This window comes from Chryseobacterium populi, from assembly GCF_000282115.1.
Lineage (GTDB): Bacteria > Bacteroidota > Bacteroidia > Flavobacteriales > Weeksellaceae > Chryseobacterium > Chryseobacterium populi.
Genome location: NZ_AKJY01000117.1, coordinates 58,852 through 76,212 on the forward strand (window position 1 = coordinate 58,852; position 17,361 = coordinate 76,212).

The following is a 17,361-nucleotide window of genomic DNA, read 5'->3' on the forward strand; positions in this document are numbered from 1 at the left end:
TAGAATTTTTAACACAAAAAAGTAGAATTATTTCTACGTGGAACGTAAAAATTAATTCGTTTGAAGAATCGACCTCAGCAAAACGTTGACCTCATCTACGTTTTTCACTTTATCTTTTCTCATCATCAGGTGATTTCCATCTTTCCCGATCTTCTCTTTAAGCTGTGCTTCAGCAGGATTTTGGGTTAAATAATTAATAATATGTCTGAATTTATCCGTCTGATAAAACTTATCCTGTGGATTTCCCGGAAAATACCCTAAGAAAATACCGTTTTTCATGACTATTTTTTCGAAACCAATATCTGCAGCCAACCATTTTAAGGAAACACTTTTTAAAAGATTAACCGCTTCCTTCGGCAATGCTCCAAAACGGTCAATTAACTCAGATTCAAACTTCTGAAGGTCTTTTTCATTGTCTATTTCGGCTATTTTCTGATAAAGCAGCAGCCTCTCCTCCGTATTTGAAATATAAAAATCAGGAAGCATAAGCTCAAGATCGGTATCAATATTAACTTCTTTTACAGATTTGAAGAGTTTCTGCCTGTCTTCTTCATTGTCAAATAAATTTTCGAAGTCTTCATCATCCTTTAATTCTTCCAGTGCCTCCTGCATTAATTTCTGATAAGTTTCAAACCCCATTTCATTAATAAAGCCGCTTTGTTCGGCACCCAGTAAATCTCCGGCACCACGGATTTCAAGATCTTTCATTGCAATCTGGAAACCACTTCCCAGATCAGAAAACTGCTCAATCGCTTCCAACCTTTTCCTTGCATCTGCCGTCATCATGTCATAAGGCGGAGTGATCAGGTAACAAAAAGCCTTTCTGTTGCTTCGTCCTACCCTGCCCCTCATCTGGTGAAGATCTGCCATCCCGAAACGCTGGGCATCATTAATGAAAATGGTATTGGCATTGGGTACATCCACTCCACTTTCCACAATCGTTGTAGAAACGAGTACATCATACTTGCCTTCCATAAAATCCAGGACATTCTTTTCCAATTGCTTTCCTTCCATCTGCCCGTGCCCCGTAATTACCCTTGCATCCGGAACCAGCCTCTGAATAAGGCCTGCAATATCTTTAAGGTTTTCAATTCTGTTATTGATAAAATAGATTTGCCCGTCTCTTTGCAATTCGTAAGAAACCGCATCACGAATCGTTTCTTCATTAAACCCGATCAACTGTGTATCTACAGGTTGTCTGTTGGGTGGTGGTGTTTTAATCACCGATAAATCTCTTGCAGCCATTAAAGAAAACTGCAATGTTCTCGGAATAGGCGTTGCCGTTAAGGTAAGCGTATCTACATTATTTTTCAGTGTCTTCAGTTTATCCTTCACAGATACTCCGAATTTATGCTCCTCATCAATAATCAAAAGCCCGAGGTCCTTAAATTTTACACTGCTGCTTACCAACTGATGGGTCCCTATGATAATATCCACTTTTCCGTCTTTCAGGGCAGCTAATGTTTCTGATTTCTGTTTTGCCGTCCTGAACCTGTTTACATAGGCAACATTGACCGGAAAATCTTTCAATCTTTCCTTAAAACTCCGGTAATGCTGAAAAGCAAGAATCGTTGTGGGTACCAAAATAGCTACCTGTTTTCCATCTGTAGCCGCTTTAAAGGCAGCACGGATCGCAACTTCAGTTTTCCCGAAACCTACATCCCCACACACAAGCCTGTCCATTACCGTACTTGCTTCCATATCTTTTTTTACATCAATGGTTGCCTTTTCCTGGTCTGGGGTATCTTCATAAATAAAGCTCGCTTCCAGCTCATTCTGTAAATAGGAATCCGGAGTATAGGCAAATCCCTGAGCTGTTTTTCTCTGGGCATATAATTTGATAAGGTCAAAAGCGATCTGTTTGACTTTAGCTTTTGTCTTCTGTTTTAAAGATTTCCAGGCAGGTGATCCGAGCTTGCTTAAAACAATTTCCTTTCCGTCAGGCCCGTTGTATTTTGAAATTTTATGAAGGGAATGGATGCTTACATAAAGCAGGTCACCATTTTTATACGTAAGCTTAAAACATTCCTGGATTTTCCCGTCATTATTTACCTTGACCAGCCCCATAAATTTTCCGATCCCGTGATCGATGTGGGCAATATAATCCCCAATTTTCAGGGACATGAGATCTTTCAGGGTAAGCTGTTCGGATTTTGCAAATGTATTCTTGGCTTTATACCTCTGGTAACGGTCAAAAATCTGGTGATCGGTATACACCGAAATTTTATGGTCATTATCTACAAATCCTTCATGGAGCTCAGATCTGAAGCTTTTAAAAGGAACTTCATGCTCCAATTCTTCAAAGATAGATTCCAGCCTTTCTTTTTGTTTTTCTGTGGAAAATGAGATCCAGGTATCAAAGCCTTCTCCCTGTTTTTCTTCAAGGTCTTCAATAAGCAGCTCGAAATTTTTATGGAAAGAAGGTTGTGAAGTTTGTTCTATTTTAACTTCAGCAAGCTCTTTTATTTCCATTGAAACACTCCCGAAATCTATCGTTTTAAATTTTTTATAGTCGAATATAAACTCCTGATCGGAAATAAATAATTCCTGCGGTGTTCGGTGAGCGATATCTTTACTTAATGCATCATATTTCTCCAACGACTTTTCGTAAAATGCTTTAATTTTCTGAAGCCCAACCACACCATTTTTAGAAACCACAAAACTTTCTTTCGGCAGAAGCTGAAGCAATGAAACTTTAGTTCCCGTAACCGAAAAGTTCATATTGGAAACCAGCTGGAATTCCTTCACCTTATCTACAGAAAGCTGGGTTTCTATATCAAATGTTTTAATATTCTCCACCTCATTTCCAAAGAATGTAATCCTGTAAGGCTTTTCATAGGAATATGAAAAGACATCTACAATCCCCCCTCTCACCGAAAACTCTCCCGGCTCTGAAACAAAATCTGCCTGCTGAAACTGATAATGGGACAGTAATTCATCTACAAAATCAAAATCAAGCTGATCTCCTACTTTTATATGATGGGAAATTGCTTTAAAATCTTCTTTCTTCAGAACTTTTTCAGATACAGCTCCTGCATAGGCAACAATAACCTTCGGAGACTTCCCTGAATTTATTTTATTTAAAACTTCCGTTCTTAAAACCAGATTCGCATTCTGCGTTTTTTCAACCTGATAGGGTTCAAGATGGGTCGCCGGAAAATACAGGACTTTCTCTTTTCCCAATAAATCTTCCATCTCGGTGTTTACATACAGCGCATCTTCTTTATCATCTACCAGAAAAAGAATGTTCTTTTTTTGGGCCAAGAAAAGCTCTGCCACAAAAATAGAAGCCGAAGATCCTGCATTTCCTTTTACAGAGATATGCTGATGAGCTTCCAGCCGGGTAAAAATTTCCCTTCCAAACTCTTGTTTTAATAAATCCGGAAGAAATTTTTCGTTGATGGTTTTTAACTGCATAATATATAGGTATAAACGCCAAAAGCGATTTCAGAGCTTTTCTGAAACCGTTTTCTATGCAAAGATACGTAAAAGGCAACATTCAACACCCCAGTTAATAATTCTGAAAATCGCAAATCAAACAAACAAATGAAACATATTTGCCAATCATATTGAATATATTTTGTAATTTTAACACAATAACCTAAACTCAGATATAATATGGCTAAAAAATTATTCTTTTTAGTAAACATCTTCCTTTTCAATTTCATCATGGCTCAAAATAATTTTGAGTATTTAAGATCCTGGGGAACGTACTTCGGACCTGTAGGCGGAAGATCATGGACTTCACTTTTCGACACAAAACCCATTCTTTTCGATTCGCAGGATAATATTTATGTAAAAGGTTTCGTTACAGGAATCATCAGCTACAATACATCTTATTATCAGCAATTCAGTGTGGGGAACGGGCAACCCTATTCATTTGGTACCGGCCCTTATCCACAGTCTGTTTACAACGCCAAGTTTAATTCTGCGGGAAATCTGTTATTTTATGAATATGACCAGTTTCACCCGAACATTCCTGGCACTTATCAGAAAGAGCTCATGTACATTGATGCACAGGATAATAAATATTACCAGTACCATTCCGGCGGTAACCTTCCGGTATCTGCCACTCCCGGTGTCTGGATGACCACCACATCCTCATACCCTTCCGTGATACTGGCCAAATATTCTGCAAACAACACCCTTATCTGGGCTACTTATCTTCCTTCCCTATCAAGGGTAACGGTTGACGATTCTGAAAATGTTTATATTTCAGGCCTTACCTATTCGGTACAGGACATTACCACTCCGAGAGTTTTTCAGGAAAACTATCAGATCATGACCATAAACGGAGTTCAGATCCAAAACGGGTTTCTGGTAAAACTGAATCCAAACGGACAACGGCTTTGGGGAACGTATTATCCCGGTTACGGTTCGGCAATTCAATACCACAACAATGCTCTTTATATGATGATAGGCCAGGAATTTGCCTCCAATCAGATTTCAATCCCTTCACCAGGAGCTTTTCAAACCACTAAATCCTCCGGCGCTATGATGAGAATGAATGCCAATACAGGAACCAGAGATTGGGGAACTTATTATGGTGCAGGGTTCGGGAATAATGGCATGACCAATTTTGAGGTAAATGATACCGGCTTATACATTGCGGGAAGAGACTTTATTACCAACGACCCGACAATGAACAGTAATAATTATTATGGTACACCGGGAAGCCACCAACCACAGATTTCAGGATCCGGCGATATTTTTCTTACCAAATTCGACCATTCAGGAAACAGGATCTGGAGCACTTATATAGGGGGAACTGCCTGGGAAACTTCTCAGGGATCCCAAAAACCATTAGCCATTGTAGGCAATGATATATATGTCTGCGGCTTATCTTATGGAACAGGCAGTAATATGGCAACCCCAAATGTTTATCAGCAAAGTCCGCAACAGAACACCAGCAATTCATCAAATCACTTTTTTGTAAAGTTCAGTTCTAACGGGGTATTGCAATGGAGCTCTTATTATGGAGGAACCAGTGAGAAATTCAATGAGCCTATTAATATAGCCATTCATAAAACCTCTCTTTATCTTTATGGAGAAACCACAGCGCCAAGCGGATATGCTACTTCCGGATGCTGGCAGCCACAGATCATTGATCCAAACCCTACTTTTACCGGATCGGAAAAAAATGTAACGTTCCTGGCCAAGTTTAACATCAAGACTCTGGGAACTTTCGAAACATCGCAGTTTAACAACCTTATACTTTACAACAACCCTAATAATGGGAACTTTATCATTAAAGGTGATATTTTAGAAAAAGAAAACTGCAAGATCGACCTGTATGATGTTTCAGGAAAACTCATCTACCACGAAAATCTTTCTAAAAATACCGAACAGAAATTTTCACTTCAGAACCTTCTCAGCAATGGAATTTATTTTATAAGCGTTACCGGAAAAACCGGGGATAACCTGAAAAATTTCAAAATGACTGTGAAAAAATAATCACTGATTTTACCTTAAAAAACGGTCTCAGCTATTTGAGACCGTTTTTATTTCACTCAAAAACAGGTATTTTCAAAGAATCAATTCAAATCAATCATTATTCATAATTTTTTGCCAAAATTTTTAATTAAACGTTAAAAAAAGTACCGTATCTACCACATGGCATAATGTTGGAAACTTTAACTCCACTAACTCTTTAAAGAAATAAAATTATGAAAAATGCAATTAAAATCTTAGGAATGCTTTTGCTGGTATTCTTCACTGTGACTTCATTATCATCGTGTAGCGATGATGATGACCCTACAAATAACGACTTCTTTGCCGGAACTTATCGTGGAAGCATCTCTTATAACGATGGAGGGTCTACGAATATAAGTACGGATAACGGAAGCGTATTTGTAACCAAAATTGCAAGTGGTACAAAATACAATTTTGCATTCTCAAACAGTATTCCGGATCTTAACGGAATCGAATTTGAACAACAGGGTGACCACACACTGGTTATGGTGGGCTCAAATGCAACCTCATATATCAGAATTGACAATAATGAATTGAAAATCTTTTTTGCAAAAGACGGTAAGACATGGACCGCCAATTGTACGCGTTAATAACAACAACTATTCATATCATAAACCTGTCTTCGTTTCGGAGCCAGGTTTTATTTTTCACTCTATCTTTAATATTTTTTTAAGCAGTAATAAACTTTAGTTAAGTTTCTAAAAGCTAATATTTTCAGCTTGGTTTTTGTATACCTTTAATCAACGAAAACAAAGAATAGTTACTATGAAAAAATTATTATCAGCAATGTCACTCATCCTAGGATTAGGGCTTGCAACTGCTCAACAGACAGCTCCTTCAACAAGCGCTGCCCCTCATCAAACTGCAAAAACAATAAAAGCGACCAGCCCAAAAACAGTAAAGCCGGCTGCAACACCAACTCCCGGAGCTAAAATGAAAAAAGACGGAACACCGGACAAAAGGTATAAGGAAAACAAAAAACTTAAAAAGGATGGTACCCCTGATAAAAGGTACAAAGTAAACAAGTAAACTAAACATATAGTTGTTATTTTCATAATCAAATTTCGAAGAACCGGTGAGTGCAATCATCGGTTTTTTTGCTTATATTGAATTAAAATATGATCAGATTCTTCAGTTATTTATAAATTTGAGCCATGTTAAATTTCCTCAAGAAAAATATAGCGTTGGTTTGGGCAAAAAAGCATGTTCAAAAAGCTGAAGAATTCAAAAGAAATTCAGAAAAGGACCAGGAAAAATTACTTTTATCTTTAGTGGATACTGCAAAAAAAACACTTTTTGGCAGGGAACATGATTTTGAAAACATCCGCTCCGTCGAAGATTTTCAGGAAAAAGTTTCGATTGCAGATTATGAAGACCTGAAACCTTATATTGAAAGGGTAAAAAGGGGGCAGGCTAATATCCTTTGGACCGATACTCCCGAATATTTTGCAAAAACATCCGGTACTACTTCGGGGTCAAAGTACATTCCTATATCCAAAGAGGGAATGCCTTACCAGATTGCAGGTGCTCAAAGTGCCCTGTTTCATTATATTGCTAAAAAAAACAACGCTGATTTTGTACAGGGAAAAATGATTTTCTTACAAGGGAGCCCTGAAATGGAAGAGGTATATGGAATAAAAACAGGCAGGCTCTCCGGAATTGTTGCCCATCACATCCCGAACTATCTTCAAAAAAACCGACTTCCAAGCTGGGAAACCAATATTATGGAGGACTGGGAAGCTAAGGTTGATAAAATCGTAACTGAAACCGAAAAGGAAAATATGACTTTAATTTCCGGGATTCCACCGTGGCTGATCATGTATTTTGAAAAATTAACTGAAAAGCACGGAAAGAAAATCAAACAGATTTTTCCGGACCTGCAACTCATTGTTACCGGTGGTGTAAATTATGAGCCTTACCGTGACAAAATGGAAGATCTTCTGGGCGGAAAAGTAGATATCGTACAGACATTTCCAGCCTCTGAAGGATTTTTTGCTTTTCAGGATGATTATACCAAAGAGGGATTGCTGCTTTTAACCAACCATGGAATTTTCTATGAATTTGTTCCGCTAGAGGAATATGGAAAACCTAACGCAAAGAGATTAACATTAAAGGATATTGAGCTCAATAAAGATTATGCTTTGGTATTAACGACCAATTCCGGGTTATGGGCCTACTCTATCGGTGACGTCGTGAGATTTATCTATAAAAATCCGCACCGCATCTTAGTAAGTGGAAGAACAAAACATTTCACTTCCGCCTTTGGAGAACACGTCATTGCATTTGAAGTGGAAGAGGCTATCAAAGCGGCTTTAGAGAAATTTCCGGCTCAGGTTACAGAATTCCATCTTGCTCCGCAGGTGAATCCGGGTAACGGGCTTCCTTATCATGAATGGTTTATTGAATTTGAAAAAGAACCTGAGGATGTGAATGCATTCCGGGATGAGCTTGACCTGCAATTGAGGAAGCGTAATACATACTATGATGATTTGATTTCGGGGAATATTTTGCAGAAACTTCATATTTCCCTGTTAAAGAAAAACGCTTTTCATGAATATGCCAAATCCCAGGGAAAACTGGGCGGACAAAATAAGACCCCGAGATTAGCCAATGACAGAAAAATTGCAGATTTATTGGAATTTTACAAACTTTAAACACATTTTTTCAATTCCGGAAACATATATTCGAAAAAAATTATAAATTTGGAAAACTAAAAAATAATAATGAAAGCATCTGTACTTTTAAAATCATCTTTATTGACTTCTCTATTTGTAATTTCATCTTGTGCTACTACAAAATACAGTGAGGATATTTCGAAAAATGATTATTCTAATTTACAAGCCGGAAGAACCTATGTTGTGACCATGAAGGACGGCTCAAAAAACCAAAGAATGCTGTTTCGTAATGTAGATGGCGATAATCTTATCGGAACAGCCGGAAAGAAAGACAGTACAGAAGTGATTATTCCAAAATCTAATGTATCAGCCGTAAGAGACAGCAGAAGGGCAAGAACTACCGCAGGTGCTGTGGTGATTGGTGCTGCAGGTGTTGCCGCATTGGTTTTAAGCTCTTCAAGAGCAGACTAAATAGATTTTATCTTTTGGTCTTCATTTGATTTATCATTTAAAAAGACGATATATTGATAGCCTTAAATAAATATTTAGGGCTATTTTTGTGCATGATTTCTTTTACGCCGTTAAAAACATTGCAGAATGTTGAATTCAGAAATCTTCTTACGGGAAGATTTTTTATCGTTTTAGCCTTTAGAATGCTCGCTACTTTACTTGGATGGTGGGTGTATCAATTGACCAAGGATCCTTTTTCAATAGGTTTGATCGGTTTATCAGAAGTAATTCCCGCGGTAAGCTGCGCATTGTACGCCGGTCATGTTATTGATATGAATGAAAAGAAGAGACTTCTGCTGATCTGCAATTATGCCTATGTTTTTCTGATCGGCTTATTGTTGATTCCCGCTTTTCTTAATGTGAAAATGCATTTTACAGGGCATCAGATCACCTATTTTATTTATAGTGTTATTTTTTTCACGGGAATTGCAAGAGCTTTTATCGGGCCTATCGTTCCATCTATGATTCCAAAAATTGTAAAAAAAGAAAATCTGCCTAACGCTGTCACTTTAAATCAGGCTACTTTTCTTATTTCTTCAGTATGTGGTCATGCTGTCGGTGGATTTCTGATCGCCTTTTTTGGTGTAAAATGGACTCTGGTGGTTATTATATCATTAATTGTTATTGCTTCTTTATTTTTCTGGCAGCTCAAAAAACAGCATTCCGAACATAAGAAAGAAAATGTAAATGTTTTTGAAAGTATGCGGGAAGGAATTACTTATATATTTAAAACCAAAGAAATTTTAGGGGCATTATGCCTTGATATGTTTGCGGTACTTTTCGGAGGCGCTGTTGCAATGATCCCGGTATATGCCTCTGATATTTTAAAAGTAGGTGCCGAGGGTTTCGGATTGCTGAATGCCGCTTCAGACATAGGTTCAATGTGTATTATTACAACTTTATCTATTATCCCGTTAAGAAAAAACCAGGGGAAGATTCTATTAAGTGTAGTTACCGGATTCGGCCTCTGCATTATAGGTTTCGGATTGTCTGATCTTTACTGGCTTTCATTTATGTTTTTGGTATTGAGCGGCATGCTTGATGGAATTTCAGTCGTTATCCGGGGGACAATTGTTCAGCTTAAAACTCCGGATCATATCAGAGGAAGGGTATTGAGTGTGAATTCAATATTCATTATGTCAAGCAACGAAATGGGGCAATTTGAGAGTGGATTAAGTGCAAAGCTTCTAGGCGTTGTCCGGTCAGTGATTTTTGGAGGCAGTATGACAGTACTCATCGCATTACTTGTAGGGGCTACAAATCCTAAACTTAGGAAAATGCAATATTAAGCATATATTTATTGTTCTATTAAATTAATCATAAAAACTTTAATTAAAGATTAATAATTTTTTATATTTGCTGTATAAAATTTCCCCTTATGAAAAAACTTTTACTCATTTTTCTGATGATTTTTTATCAGGTATCATACGCTCAGGAAGATTGTGCAACAGCAATTGCCGTCTGCGGAAATTCTGATATCAGCTATACCCCTTCAGGAATAGGTGCTGTAAATGAAGCTCCCCTGGGTGGATGTCTTTCCACAGAACATCACTCGGCATGGTATTCTTTTACGATTGCCACCGGCGGAACACTGACATTCTTAATCAATCCTACAGGAGACGTAGATTATGACTGGGCTGTATATGGCCCTAACAAAACCTGCGCTACCAAAGGAACTCCGGTAAGGTGTTCTTATGCAGGAGGCGGGTATGCCTTATATCCTCAGACCGGCCTTAATATGACCTCCACAGATACCACTGAAAATGCAGGTGGAGACGGTTTTGTTAAATATATGGATGTATTACCCGGAGAAACTTATTATTTATATATTGACAATTTCTCTGATACGGTATTTACGTTTAATCTGGTATGGGGTGGTACAGCTACTCTGGCTTCACCATTTACAGATCCTACGATCCAGCCTCATCCGTTTATTCCACCGGGAATACCTGCAGCTAATCCTGCAGATCCGAGAGAAGTTATTGTATGTTCAAACCCTGCAATATTTGATTTCACTACACTAACGGCAGGTATCCTTAACGGAAACCCTAATTTTAATGTATCTTACCATACAAGCCAGAATGATGCATTAACAGGAAACAACCCTATTACTGCTCCGATTCCTGTAGGCATGACCGCTATATATTATTACAGTATTACCTATACTGATCCTACCAACCCGAATAATCCTATCAACAGATGTAGACAGACAGGTAATTTCAAATTCAAAGACGGATCTATCACCGCCAATGATGCTACGTTAACGGAATGTAATAACAACAATGCAGGTACTGCTGTATTTGATCTGACAACTGCTAATGTGATTGCTGATCCTACAGCAACGATACAATATTATCCTTCGATGAATGATCTTAACGCCGGGACAAACGAAATAATGTTACCTATGGCTTACACTTCCTCAACCGGAGTAGTATATGTAAAAGTAACATCTCAATACGGATGTACCGATACGGCAGTAATTACGCTGAATTTCCATCCGGTGGTTGTAGTTAATGAAGCTACCCTGAGATCATGTTTCATCGAATCGAATCCTTCAACAGCTTCATTCAACCTTACCGCTGCAGGAGTAACCACTCAGCCAGGGATTACAAAAACATATTACCCATCTTTAACAGACGCGATCAATATGACCAATCCAATTGGAACCCCGACAACTCATATTGCTCCAAACGGCGTGGTATATGTAAGAGTGACCAATGGAAACGGATGTTATAATATTGCAAAAGTTACCCTGATTGTTTTACCACCGGTAAAATCCACGGTTCTTATCGATAAGATCATCTGTATGGAAGATACTACCACCCTTGATGCAGGGCCTGGCTTTGACGGATATGAATGGAGCACGGGAGCCACTACCCAGGCCATCAATAATGTGGGGGTAGGAACATACTGGGTAAAATTAAAAACAGGCGAATGTTTCACCACTCAAACCGTAAAAGTTTATCCTTCTGAACAGCCTGTCATTACCAATGTAGATATTAGCAATAACAGCATTACAGTAAATGTAATCGGGGGAACACCTCCTTATAAATACTCCATCGATAATATCAACTGGCAGGATTCCAATATATTTTCTGATCTTCCGAGAGGGGATGTTCATATTTATGTGAAAGATGATTATGACTGTGATCCGATCGATATTACGGTTACGGTACCAAATATGATCAATGTGATCACTCCAAACAGTGATGGAATCAACGATGTGATTGATTATTCAGCATTGGGTTACAAACAAAATCTGATCATCAGCATTTATGACCGGTATGGCAACAAAGTATACCAAGCTGATAAAACCAACGGCTACAAATGGGACGGAACAACCAATGGAAGTAAAAAAGTATCAACAGGAACTTACTGGTATTCTGTAACCTGGAATGAGAATGACAAGAAAAATACTGCTTTCAAATTCTCAAGCTGGGTATTGGTGAAAAACAGAGAGTAATTTATACCTTTATTAAAAAACCGCTTTTCAGCGGTTTTTTTCCGTTCAAAATGAGTAATGATTCTATTATTATCATTATTTTACTTAATTTTGTTACATAAAAATCATTTTAAAATGAGAAAACTACTACTTCTTTTTATTGTATTCTTATCTCAATTATATTTTTCACAATCGGACTGTATATCAGCGATTCCGGTGTGTGGAAATTCTGATATTTCATATACCCCTTCCGGATCTGGAAATGTTCAGGAAGATTTATCAAATCCTGGATGCCTGATGCAGGATGAAAACTTCTCGGTATGGTATTCATTTACGGTAGCTACTTCGGGAACACTTGTATTTACGATTGACTCTAACAATAATCCGGATGATTATGATTTTGCAGTGTATGGGCCTAATGCCAGCTGCGCTGCTTTAGGTGCACCTATAAGATGTAACTATGCCGGATCAACTCCTACCGGAAATACAGGCCTTGAACTAACCCCAACAGGTTCTGCTTACTGGAGCCCGGCTCTGAATGTAATAGCCGGAGAAACCTACTATCTGATTGTTGATAATTTCCTGAGTACCTCTAACGGGTTTTCTTTGACATGGGGCGGAACAGCAACGTTGACATCGCCTTTTAACGATCCTACATTGACTCCTAACCCTTTCATCACTCCAGGTGTACCTGGCCCAACTCCTGATTCTCCGAATGAGATTTTAAAATGTGCACTTCCATCTCCTTTTGACTTCAATACCCTTACCAATGGTATATTAAATGGAAATATAAATTTCACCGTTACTTATCATGACAATACGAATGATGCCATAACCGGAGACAGCCCGCTTCCAAATCCTACTATAATCAACGGAACTACCATTTATTATTACAGATTGAAGTACCAGGATCCGACTAACCCGAACAATCCTGTCAACGGATGCTTCCTGACAGGGAAATTTAAATTCAGGCAAGGGAATATTATAGCAAGGGATGCCATTTTGTTTGCATGTAACAACAACAATGCAGGAACCGCAACCTTCAATCTTACAGAAGCAGATACTTTCAATGAACCGGGAGCTATCAAGCAGTATTACCCCACATTGAATGACCTGAATGCAGGAACCAATATGATTACTAACTATACAGCGTATGTTTCAGGTGAAAAAACGGTATATGTAAAAGTAACTTCTTCGGAAGGATGTACTGATGATGCTGAAATCCAGTTAAAATTCCATCCTCTTGTCGTGGTGAAAGACGCAGTTCTGGAGTCTTGTTATATAGACACCAATATTACAACTGCTGCATTTGATCTTACCACTGCAGATGTTACAAGTCAGACCGGAACTACCAAGAAATTCTATACCACTTTTGCCAATGCCATGAGCGGAACCAACCCAATCGGTAATCCTCTGGTATATATCACGGTAAGCACTGATGTTTACGTAAGAGTAACTGATGAGAATCACTGTTTTTCTGTTTCGAAAATCACGCTTAAGGTTCTTCCTCCTGTAAAATCTGCTGTTCTTAAAGATGTAACCATCTGTGCTGAAGACACTACGACTCTCGATGCGGGACCAGGTTTTGACGGATATGAGTGGAGTACCGGAGCAATTACACAATCAATCACCAACGTCGGAATAGGAGCTTACTGGGTAAAACTGAAAACAGGTAAATGTTTTACGTTGCAGCAGGTCAATGTATATCCATCCAAGCAGCCTGTTATTGCCTCTATTGATATTTCAAACAATACCATCACTGTAAATGTTTCAGGAGGCACAGCTCCTTACAAATACTCTTTAGATGGTATCAACTGGCAGGATTCCAATGTATTTACCGGCCTTCCGAGAGGAGAAAACAAAATATATGTCATCGATTCTTTCGACTGTACGCCTGTTGAAGTACAGATTACAGTTCCAAACCTATTGAACGCCATTACGCCGAACGGAGATAATGTGAATGATTATATTGACTATTCGGAACTGGCATACAAAAAAAACCTGATCTTCATTGTATATGACAGATACGGAAACAAACTGTATGAAGCAGACAAAATAAGAAACTTCAGATGGGACGGTACTTCCGGCGGTAAAAAAATCATCACAGGAACGTATTGGTACTCCATTTCATGGAATGAAAATGATAAAAACAATACCCAGACAAAATACAGCGGCTGGATATTGGTAAAAAACAGAGAATAATTTTCAACCCTATTAACAAATTAAAATCACCTCAATTTCGGGGTGATTTTTTTATCAACAGATTTTATCTTTTATTGACAGTATTTTAAGGCTTTTCAGCAATAATTTGTTAATTACTATTTTCCGATTATTTTTTAAATAAGCTATATTTGCACCATGGCGCAGAAAGAAACACTATCATCTCTTACGCATGGAAACTTCGCGAAAGAATTGTCGATTGCAGACGGAAAAATGCCTCCTAATGCAGTAGATTTCGAAAGACTGGTTATAGGAACTTTTTTAATTGATAAAAAAGGGCTTGACCATTCCGTAGATTTACTTACTCCGGAAGTATTTTACGATCCCAGGCATAAGGTGATTTTTGCAACCATTTTAAAACTATATGAAGGAAACCAGCCGGTGGACATTATGACCATCATCCAGGACCTGAAAAAAGAAGACAAACTACTTTCCGCAGGTGGTGATCACTATATTATTGACCTTACGATGGGAGTAAGCTCATCTGCCCATATTGAATATCACGTAAGAGTTATCCTTGAAAAGTATATTTTAAGAAGCTTAATTAACGTATCAGCCAACGTTATCGATTCTTCATATAAAGAATCAACAGATGTATTTGAACTTCTGGACAAAGCAGAACAATCTTTTTTTGAAATTACCAACGGAACCATTAAAAAAGGATTTGATACTGCCAATTCATTGGTAAAACAGGCAATCGATACGATTAAATCTTTAAAAGACAAGCAGGGACTTTCCGGAGTACCGTCAGGATTCAGGGATATTGACAAAGAAACCGGCGGATGGCAAAATTCCGACCTTATTATTATTGCAGCTCGTCCGGCAATGGGGAAAACCGCATTCCTTCTGTCAATGGCAAGGAATATTGCCGTTGGCCATAAAATCCCGATGGCGCTTTTCTCGCTCGAGATGGCTTCAGTACAGCTTATCACAAGGATGATTGCATCCGAAACAAGGATATCTTCAGAAAAATTAAGAAAGGGAACTCTTGATGATGAAGAATGGCAGAGATTGTTCTCCAATGTATCTGAACTGGAAAACGCTCCGCTTTTTATTGATGAAACCCCTTCACTTTCCATATTCGATTTCCGTGCAAAATGCCGTAGACTGGTCATGCAGCACGGGGTAAGGCTGATCATGGTCGATTACCTTCAGCTGATGACAGCCGGAGGAGGAAAAGGAAGTGGAAACCGTGAACAGGAAATTTCCATGATATCCCGTTCATTAAAAGCAATTGCAAAAGAGCTGAACGTTCCGGTAATTGCCCTTTCCCAGCTTTCAAGAAGTGTGGAAACCCGTCCCGGAAAAAGACCTCAGCTTTCGGATCTTAGGGAGTCAGGAGCGATTGAGCAGGATGCAGATATTGTATCTTTTATCTTCAGGCCTGAGTATTATAAAATTTCTGTGTGGGATAATGATGAAGAAGGGCAGGAAACCTCAACGGAGAACCAGGCAGAATTAATTATTGCAAAACACAGAAATGGGGCTACAGCAGATGTAAGGTTATCTTTTTTAAAACATTTTGCAAAATTCGGAGACATTGAGGCCGCTTTAGATGGTGGTAGTGGCTACCCTTCCAATTTCGGATCAAATGAGCCGAGCGGTTTTGATAAGATAAAAACTACAATACAGCCCGGTGCAGCCTTTGACTTACCGGATAACTCACAGCTTTCAGGATCTTCAATGAATGATTTTGATGATGATGACGATTTCCCATTCTAATTTAAACCTGAATATACAGCTTTAACATCTTCATAATAAGAAAAGTTAATTGCCATATTAATACATCTTGAAAATAGAAATATATACTGACGGAGCATGCAGCGGAAATCCCGGAAAAGGAGGATATGGAATTCTTATGCGGGTACCCGAAAAAAATTATCAGAAAACCTTTTCTAAAGGCTTCAGGAAAACGACGAACAACCGGATGGAGCTCCTGGCTGTGATTACAGCATTGGAAAAGCTGAAATCTGAAGAAAATGATATTCATATTTATACCGACAGCAAATATGTTGCGGATGCGATTAATCAGAACTGGATTTCCGGCTGGATAAAAAGAGGCTGGAAAAATGTAAAAAATCCTGATCTGTGGCAAAAATTCATACCCCTGTATAACAAACATCAGCCGAAAATGCACTGGATAAAGGGACATGCCGGGCATTTCGAAAATGAATTATGTGATAAACTGGCTGTTGCCGCCGCCGCTTCCGCTAATTTAGAAATAGATACCTATTTTGAAAATCTCGATAATAGTTCACTTTTCTGATAATTTTGAATAAATCTAAAATTATAACACCATCATTAACCATTTCGTTAAACAAATTAACTTTTATTAAAAATTAATTAATACATTCTACAAAATTAACACAAGATACATATTTATTACTTGGGATTTAATATCTTTACACGTCTAATTTTAAGCATCCTAATAAATGAATAAAAAATTACTGTTTTATCTTGCTACTATTCTATTTTGCCTGTCAGGACAACTTTTTTCCCAAACCTATCAGCTTACAGGAAATCCCGTTAATACCACCGGATGGACTGTAGTTCCTACAGCAGCGGTAAACGGAGATTTCGTTGTACTTACCGAAGACCTTACAAGCAAATCGGGAGCAATAAATTTAAATGATCCGATCAATCTGAAGTACTGTGATAAATGGAGAATAGAGTTTGATTTCAGACTTGATGGAAACGGAACATCCTCCGGAAGAGGAGACGGATTTTCATTCTGGTATCTTCAAAATCCGCCTGTAACAAGCCAGCTAGGCTCCGGATTGGGGATCCCACAAAATGCAATAGGCCTTATGATCGGTTTTGACCTTTACAACAACACTACAGGAGGCCAGATGAATAAGGTGCACCTTGCTTATGGTGTAGTGCAAAATACGACCGATAACAACAACATTGAATATTTTAATACTGCCGGGAGCTCATTCCATTCTCCTGATCTTACAAGTACTATACCTCTTGTCGGAGCCACTTTCAAGCATGTGGAAGTAACCGGAGAAGTAGATCCGGCAATACCTGCAAACTGGATCGTTACATTAAAAATCGATGGAAATACAGTGATTAACCAGTCTTTTGCACCGGCTGGGGGGG

General features: G+C 38.4%; 11 protein-coding genes and 1 pseudogene. 11 read left to right on the forward strand and 1 reads right to left on the reverse strand.

What is annotated here, in order from left to right; genetic code table 11:
* Positions 1 to 51: 51 nt before the first annotated feature.
* A complete protein-coding gene (gene mfd / locus PMI13_RS19995) occupies positions 52 to 3,417 on the reverse strand; it encodes a transcription-repair coupling factor (RefSeq protein WP_007847312.1) in 3,366 nt (1,121 codons plus the stop codon).
* A 201-nt stretch (positions 3,418 to 3,618) separates the two neighbouring features.
* Here mfd and PMI13_RS20000 point away from each other — a divergent pair, with 201 nt between their 5' ends.
* The 11 genes and pseudogenes from PMI13_RS20000 to PMI13_RS20050 form a co-directional block, all read left to right on the forward strand.
* Complete coding sequence (locus tag PMI13_RS20000) at positions 3,619 to 5,454, forward strand: T9SS type A sorting domain-containing protein (protein WP_007847313.1); 1,836 nt, start codon at positions 3,619 to 3,621, stop codon at positions 5,452 to 5,454.
* Positions 5,455 to 5,666: 212 nt separating this feature from the next.
* Entirely contained in the window at positions 5,667 to 6,062 is a 396-nt protein-coding gene (locus tag PMI13_RS20005; RefSeq protein ID WP_007847315.1) for a hypothetical protein, read from the forward strand.
* 175 nt (positions 6,063 to 6,237) lie between these two features.
* The gene (locus tag PMI13_RS20010) at positions 6,238 to 6,501 is read left to right on the forward strand and encodes a hypothetical protein (protein WP_034670340.1); all 264 of its coding nucleotides are present in this window, start codon (positions 6,238 to 6,240) and stop codon (positions 6,499 to 6,501) included.
* Between the two features lie 125 nt (positions 6,502 to 6,626).
* Positions 6,627 to 8,126, forward strand: coding sequence for a GH3 auxin-responsive promoter family protein (locus PMI13_RS20015; protein WP_007847318.1), 1,500 nt, complete (start codon positions 6,627 to 6,629; stop codon positions 8,124 to 8,126).
* A 69-nt stretch (positions 8,127 to 8,195) separates the two neighbouring features.
* A complete protein-coding gene (locus PMI13_RS20020; protein ID WP_007847320.1) occupies positions 8,196 to 8,558 on the forward strand; it encodes a hypothetical protein in 363 nt (120 codons plus the stop codon).
* A 92-nt stretch (positions 8,559 to 8,650) separates the two neighbouring features.
* Entirely contained in the window at positions 8,651 to 9,886 is a 1,236-nt protein-coding gene (locus PMI13_RS20025) for an MFS transporter (RefSeq protein WP_034670338.1), read from the forward strand.
* Between the two features lie 89 nt (positions 9,887 to 9,975).
* Positions 9,976 to 12,060 (forward strand): T9SS C-terminal target domain-containing protein, encoded by a 2,085-nt coding sequence (locus tag PMI13_RS20030; protein ID WP_007847326.1) that lies wholly within the window; start codon positions 9,976 to 9,978, stop codon positions 12,058 to 12,060.
* A gap of 114 nt (positions 12,061 to 12,174) precedes the next feature.
* The gene (locus tag PMI13_RS20035) at positions 12,175 to 14,241 is read left to right on the forward strand and encodes a T9SS C-terminal target domain-containing protein (RefSeq protein WP_007847331.1); all 2,067 of its coding nucleotides are present in this window, start codon (positions 12,175 to 12,177) and stop codon (positions 14,239 to 14,241) included.
* A gap of 156 nt (positions 14,242 to 14,397) precedes the next feature.
* Complete coding sequence (gene dnaB, locus PMI13_RS20040; RefSeq protein ID WP_007847334.1) at positions 14,398 to 15,981, forward strand: replicative DNA helicase; 1,584 nt, start codon at positions 14,398 to 14,400, stop codon at positions 15,979 to 15,981.
* Between the two features lie 67 nt (positions 15,982 to 16,048).
* A complete protein-coding gene (rnhA, locus tag PMI13_RS20045; protein WP_007847336.1) occupies positions 16,049 to 16,525 on the forward strand; it encodes a ribonuclease HI in 477 nt (158 codons plus the stop codon).
* Positions 16,526 to 16,691: 166 nt separating this feature from the next.
* Positions 16,692 to 17,361: pseudogene (locus PMI13_RS20050) on the forward strand (lectin-like domain-containing protein); the annotation flags it as partial.